Here is a 5,991-nt window from a genome sequence, read left to right as displayed (position 1 = left end):
CCCCACGTAAGCCGCAGCTCACCGGTCCGATCAACGCTGCCGGCCTCCACTAGCGTAGCAACCTACGGCGTAGGGCACGTAAGCCGCAGTTCACCGGTCCAACCTACGCTGCCGCCACCCGCTACTTCGCCGCTGCCCGGGCACGTAGGCGTTGGACGGCTTTAATGAGGGCGGCCGCAAACGCGTCGATGTCCTCCGCCGTCGTCACCGTGCCGTACGATATGCGAATAGACTCCGCGATGCGCGGCGAATCCTCACCGAACATCGCCGTCAGGACGTGTGACGGCTCCAGACTGCCCGCCGTACATGCCGAGCCACCCGAAACCGCAAAGCCGGCCAAATCTAGGTTGGTCTGCAGCGCGTACGTGGACACTCCCGGCAGCCACAAATTCAGCACGTGTGGCAACCGCTCATGTTCAAGGTTACCGTTCACGTGGAACTCTACCCCTGCATCCGTCAACGCGGAAGTAATTTGCCGCGTAAAGCCCACGTACCGGTCCTCTAGCTCCGCCTTAGCGTGCTTATCCAGTCGCTGCACCGCGGCCGCAAAGCCGACAATGCCCGGAATATTTTCCGTACCAGCGCGACGCTTAGTCTCCTGCTCACCGCCCAACAAAAACGGCTGAATGTGCACCTGGTCATCCCGGTACAACAAGCCCACACCCTTCGGACCATTCAGCTTGTGGGCCGACGCCGACAGCATGTTGATCCCCAGCGCGGCCGGATTGATGTCCTCCAACCCGAACGCCTGTGTCGCGTCCACGTGGAACCACGCCTGATGGTTGCGCAAGCGCGCCCCCACTTTGTCAATCGGCATCCGGCTGCCAACCTCGTTGTTACCCCACATCAGGGTTACCAACGTGGTCTCGTCATCAAGGGCCGCATCAAAGTCGCTCACGCTAATTTCACCATTTTCATCGACCGGCAAGTACGTGACCCGAAAGCCCTCACTTTCCAACCGCCGCAACGGGTTCAATACCGACAAGTGCTCAATTGCACTCGTGATAATGTGCATTCCCTGATCGCGCCGTGCGTACGCCGTCCTGATAATGGCAGTATTGTTACTCTCGGTCGCCCCACCCGTAAACACCACGTTAGCGGCATCCGTGTGCAGCGCATCGGCCACCGTCTGGCGAGCTTTGTCCAGCGCGGAGTGCGCCTGCCGCCCATAGTAGTGGGTCGAGCTGGCGTTCCCAAAATCTGCGTTCATTTGTTCCGTCATGGCCGCCACCACGTCCGGATGCATTGGTGTGGTGGCCGCATTGTCCAAGTATACGTGCTTCATTTCTGTGCCCCTTTTCCTGGCGGGCTCCCCCGCCATAGCTAATAAAAGCCACCAACCCAATTTGGGTCCGTGGCCAGCAGTAAATCTAGTTAATAATCTACATTAAAGCGCCGCAAGGAACGCCAACAGCATGGACGCACTACGCTTGCCCGCTTCGACAATGAATTCGTCGAAACTGACGCTGGCATTTTCGTCGCCCACGTCGCTCATCGCGCGGATGACCACAAATGGCGTGTGGAACTGGCTCGCTACCTGGCCGATAGCAGCCCCTTCCATTTCACTAGCCAAAGCTTGTGGAAAAATACCCTTAATCCGTTCGATTGCTGGTGTACTACTAATAAACTGGTCACCAGAAACGATGAGTCCAGTGTGCGTAGTCAGATCCGTTGCTTCGGCTGCCGCAGCAATTTTAGCCACAAAGTCGGCGTCGGCAGTGAAAATCTGCGGTTGTTGTGGCAATTGACCCGGTTTATAACCGAACGCCGTGGAGTCAACGTCGTGATAAGCCACACCCGTGCTGACCACCACGTCGCCCACTTTTAGTCCAGTACCAATACCACCTGCGCTACCAGTGTTAATCAGTACATCCGGCTGGTAGTGGTCCAATAGTACGGCCGCAACCATGCCGGCCTGCACTTTGCCAATCCCGGATTCCACCAGGGTGACTTCTTGGCCACTAATATGACCGTGGAAGTAGTGTTGACTGGCGACCACTTCTTCCTGTTGGTCTTCGAGTACCGCCAACAGTTCACGGATTTCTTCTTCCATTGCACAGATAACACCAATTTTCATTACGAGACGTCCTCCTTGACGACGATATTACTACCCTAACTAAACGAAAAACAGCACCAACGCCACGATGATGAGCATCACCACCACAATCCCAATGGCCCAGTTCAATTTGGCCTTCAGTGCGGAGACCTTGTGGTACGCTTCCTGGTCAATCCGCTGCTTGCCCTTGGCTTCAGCGCGACTTGCTTCCTGCTCCCGCGCATAATCGCGTTCAACGGCGACGCGCTGGCGGTCCCGTTCGCGAGCAGCCTCAGCGGCTTGCTCACGAGCTTCCCGAGCTTCCTTACGCGTTTGTGGCTCCATTGGTGGTCCTCCTGTTCCTATAACTGGTAATAATAATACACGTTTGTGGAGCCTTTGCCAAAATCTCCCGCCCAATCTTTAAGGCAAAGTTATGCAGGCAATTAAAACGGGTTAGCCTTACCGGTACAGCCGCCCACACAATCAACATGCTGGCGGCACATCTTAGTGACCACTTTGGGCATAATATTTATACCCAACAAAGCGCATTCATTGCCCATAAACGGGCATTTTGCCGCTGAATAAATTGCCGAACTATGTTATCATCAGGGTGCAAATCAAAGGGAGGTTCTCGTAATGACACAACCAGTAATTACCGATTATTTGTTTGATGAAGCAGCCTACAATACCCATGATGGTGGTTACATACCGCTGGAAAAACCCTCCACGCCACCGCAACCACTAGCCATTCCCGCCATTGCCACACCCGATCGCGTTGACGGCAAAGATGTTTACTATACAATCACCGCTCAAACCGGTGAAGTCCAGCTATTACCTGGAGCCAAGACCAAAACGTGGGGCTACAACGCCCCACTGTTGGGCCAGACCTTTGTTTACCGGGATGGTCAAACCATTCACCTACACCTAGTGAACCACCTACCCGAAGTGACCACGTTCCACTGGCACGGGCTGGATATTCCCGGGCCAATTGAAGACGGCGGGTGCCATGCTCCGGTTTACCCTGGTGAAAGTCGTGACGTCACGTTCACAATCAACCAGCCCGCATCAACGGACTGGCTCCACGCGCACCCTTGTCCATCCACGGCCGAGCAAGTTTGGCACGGTCTCGCGGCGATGGCCATCGTGCAGGACGAACACGAGGAATCTTTGCCGCTACCACGTAACTATGGTGTTGACGACATTCCGTTGATTCTTCAGGACCGGCGTTTTCACGAGGACAACCAGTGGGACTACCGCGCCGACTACGATCCCGATGGCGTCCAGGGGCCAACGGCAATGATTAATGGCACCATCAACCCCTACTTTGACGTGACCACGCAGAAGGTGCGTCTCCGCATCCTGAACGGTTCCAACCGTCGGGAGTGGCGGTTGCACTTTAGTGACGACCTGCAGTTCACCCAAATTGCGGGCGATAATAGCCTACTGCCGACCCCGGTACCGTTCACGCACCTCATGATTACCTGTGCGGAACGGCAGGAAATCGTGGTCGACTTTGGTCAGTACCAGCCGGGCGACGAGGTGACGCTCTACTCGGATGACGTCCCAATTGTGACGTTCCGCATTCGCGACTTTGCCCCCGACACTACCACCATTCCGGAACACCTATTCGACGTGCCTGAATACAAAGTTGACCCGGAATTGCCGGTCAAGAACGTGGTCCTCTCCGGTATGGATGAAGAAGTCATGATTGACGGCAAAAAGTTCGATATGCAACGTATCGATTACGAAATGCCGATGGGCCAGGCCCAAATTTGGGATATTACCAGCACCAACACCATGGTAGGCGGGATGATCCACCCCTACCATATGCACGGGACGGCCTTCCAGGTTATTAGCCGCAACGGGCATGCACCGTACCCCAACGAAACTGGCCTGAAGGATACCGTCAGCATTAACCCACACGAACACGTGCGGATCAAGGTACTGTTTAACGTGCCCGGCGTCTTCATGTACCACTGCCACATTATTGAGCACGAGGACGGTGGGATGATGGCGCAGATCAAAGTGGTCGACCCCAAGCACCCCGACGTTCAGTACCACCTGATGGATCACCACACGTTGATGAAGGCTTTTGCTGAAGAACGTGGCGTTTCCATGGATGACCTGTGGCTGGGCGGCATGGAGTCATACAAGAAGATGGGCATGCACATGTAGGCACGCCTACACAAAGACGCTCACGTCGCCCTGGGTAGCGTGAGCGTCTTTGTCTGCTAACTCATTGTAACTACTGCAAAGAAGGTGCACCCGATGACTAATGAGCGAGTACTATCAATTCCTAACGCCATCAATCTACGCGAACTCGGTGGGTATCCCACCAGTTCGGGCCGGACGTTAGCGTGGCACAAAATTCTCCGGTCAGGCACATTGAGCTACCTCGATGCCGATGGTGAGCAAGCCTTGGCGGACTATGGCGTAAACACGGTGGTCGATTTACGGAGCGACACGGAGGTAGCCATGTCCCCCGATAAGTTGTTGCCCGGCACGGACTACCATCACCTTTCAGTCTACCCGCTATCTGGCCAACCCAGCTTCTGGGATAAAATTCGGCGGCGGCCCCACCCGCAACACCGCAACTGGGACCTCGCGGATGCCTACCTAGAAATGTTGGTTGACCATCACGCTTTGGCCGCCTACCGGCAGATGTTCGCGCTCATGTTGGCTAACACGGCGCCGGACCACGCCCTGGTTTTCCACTGTGCAGCGGGCAAGGACCGTACCGGGATTGGCGCGATGATGATTGAGGGCATATTGGGGGTGCCAGAGCGCGTGATGCGTGCTGACTACCAACTCACCAACTTGGTGCTCGCTAATCCTGAGGGTATGAGTAGTGCGAGCGTTAACGAGCGGCTACTCCACGGCGGGTCCGCTGTGGTCAACGAGATGAACGCGGAGACGGCGAGCGGTACCACCTTTGACTCCGTAGCACAGTTTGTTAATGATGAGTTGGGTGGCTGGCAGAAATATGCTCGGCAAGAACTGCGGCTGTCTGCTCACGATATTCAGGATTTTGTGCGCCTCTATCTGGAAAAGTGATTAGTCCCGGCGCAAGAACACGAGCCGGCGATCCGTAGAATAATCGGGTGCAAAGGCGTAGTGCGGATCGTCAAACTCCGTCAACTCAGCAACTGTACCCACATTACGTTCCGCAGCAAAACGAATCATGGATCCGCGCGCCATCTTTGCATAGGTGGCGCGCGTTTTTACGTGCCCATCAACTAGGTGACCAAAAACAACGTCAATTAATTGGTCAGGACCCTCTAGGTATGGGGTAACCGCGCGCACGTATTCCTGCGAGGCCAAATTAATAACGGGGCATTGCCAGTCGAGTGCGCCATAAACTTTGCGCCCCCAGAATGCGTACAAGTTCCGGTCCGTACCTACCTGCATGCGACTACCCATTTCGAGACGGTACGGCACGATAGCATCAAAGGGACGCAGCACGCCATAGAAGCCAGACAAGATCCGCAAATGTTTCTGTAAGTACGCCAGACCAGCGTGGTCCAGCAGATCGGGCGCCATATTTTGGTACTGAATACCAACGTAAGCCATTACGGCTGGTGTAACGTGTTCACGCAGATTCACGTGCTGGAGCCAGTCATAGTTGGGGCGGGCGACCTTATCGCTGGCTACCCACAGCTTCTTCGCCTGCGCGTACGTTAGCGACCGCAACTGCGTTAGCAAAGTAGCGGCTTCGTCGATGTACTGGGGCCACCCCAATGTGTCGAAACTATCCGTATCCGTGCGCATCTGCTTGGCCGGCGCGATGATAAACTGCATAGGCTGCCTCTCTTCCAGTGTCATATCTTTCTGTCGCTTTATTGTACCACCCGGTGGCGGTTCTGGCCGGCGGGGGTGCTGTGGGGTGCTACTACTTGGTGACCGCTGCTAGTGGCTGGTTGTACTGGCGCGGTGGCTCCGGTTGAGCGGCTGGT

6 protein-coding genes are annotated in these 5,991 nt (G+C 55.6%); 2 read left to right on the top strand and 4 right to left on the bottom strand.

Annotated elements, in window-relative coordinates; all coding sequences use genetic code 11:
- Nucleotides 1-121 precede the first annotated feature (121 nt).
- The 3 genes from LPA02S_RS10400 to LPA02S_RS10390 form a co-directional block, all read right to left on the bottom strand.
- Nucleotides 122-1,285 carry a cysteine desulfurase family protein gene (locus tag LPA02S_RS10400; RefSeq protein WP_054648881.1) on the bottom strand — a complete coding sequence of 388 codons (1,164 nt, stop codon included), beginning with the start codon at nt 1,283-1,285 and terminating at the stop codon, nt 122-124.
- Between the two features lie 102 nt (nt 1,286-1,387).
- On the bottom strand, nt 1,388-2,077 hold the full coding sequence (locus LPA02S_RS10395; protein ID WP_054648879.1) for a 5'-methylthioadenosine/adenosylhomocysteine nucleosidase: 690 nt from the start codon (nt 2,075-2,077) through the stop codon (nt 1,388-1,390).
- A 39-nt stretch (nt 2,078-2,116) separates the two neighbouring features.
- A complete protein-coding gene (locus LPA02S_RS10390) occupies nt 2,117-2,380 on the bottom strand; it encodes a hypothetical protein (RefSeq protein ID WP_054648877.1) in 264 nt (87 codons plus the stop codon).
- A 294-nt stretch (nt 2,381-2,674) separates the two neighbouring features.
- On the opposite strand from LPA02S_RS10390, the gene LPA02S_RS10385 reads away from it, so the two are divergent.
- Together LPA02S_RS10385 and LPA02S_RS10380 are read left to right on the top strand one after the other, a co-directional pair.
- Nucleotides 2,675-4,213, top strand: coding sequence for a multicopper oxidase family protein (locus LPA02S_RS10385; protein ID WP_056957006.1), 1,539 nt, complete (start codon nt 2,675-2,677; stop codon nt 4,211-4,213).
- 93 nt (nt 4,214-4,306) lie between these two features.
- Nucleotides 4,307-5,092: a tyrosine-protein phosphatase gene (locus LPA02S_RS10380; RefSeq protein ID WP_056957007.1), complete on the top strand. Its 786-nt coding sequence runs from the start codon at nt 4,307-4,309 to the stop codon at nt 5,090-5,092.
- Here LPA02S_RS10380 and yaaA read toward each other — a convergent pair whose 3' ends face one another.
- On the bottom strand, nt 5,093-5,836 hold the full coding sequence (yaaA, locus tag LPA02S_RS10375) for a peroxide stress protein YaaA (protein WP_054648872.1): 744 nt from the start codon (nt 5,834-5,836) through the stop codon (nt 5,093-5,095).
- Nucleotides 5,837-5,991 lie beyond the last annotated feature (155 nt).

The sequence above is a fragment of the Lacticaseibacillus pantheris DSM 15945 = JCM 12539 = NBRC 106106 genome (assembly GCF_001591865.1).
GTDB classification, from domain to species: domain Bacteria; phylum Bacillota; class Bacilli; order Lactobacillales; family Lactobacillaceae; genus Lacticaseibacillus; species Lacticaseibacillus pantheris.
This window is presented reverse-complemented; position numbering and strand designations above follow the sequence as displayed.

Excerpts from the sequence above, each read along its gene's own strand:
- LPA02S_RS10400 (WP_054648881.1), bottom strand. The coding sequence starts at position 1,285 with ATGAAGCACGTATACTTGGACAATGCGGCCACCACACCAATGCATCCG.
- LPA02S_RS10395 (WP_054648879.1), bottom strand. The coding sequence starts at position 2,077 with ATGAAAATTGGTGTTATCTGTGCAATGGAAGAAGAAATCCGTGAACTG.
- LPA02S_RS10390 (WP_054648877.1), bottom strand. The coding sequence starts at position 2,380 with ATGGAGCCACAAACGCGTAAGGAAGCTCGGGAAGCTCGTGAGCAAGCC.
- LPA02S_RS10385 (WP_056957006.1), top strand. The coding sequence starts at position 2,675 with ATGACACAACCAGTAATTACCGATTATTTGTTTGATGAAGCAGCCTAC.
- LPA02S_RS10380 (WP_056957007.1), top strand. The coding sequence starts at position 4,307 with ATGACTAATGAGCGAGTACTATCAATTCCTAACGCCATCAATCTACGC.
- yaaA (WP_054648872.1), bottom strand. The coding sequence starts at position 5,836 with ATGCAGTTTATCATCGCGCCGGCCAAGCAGATGCGCACGGATACGGAT.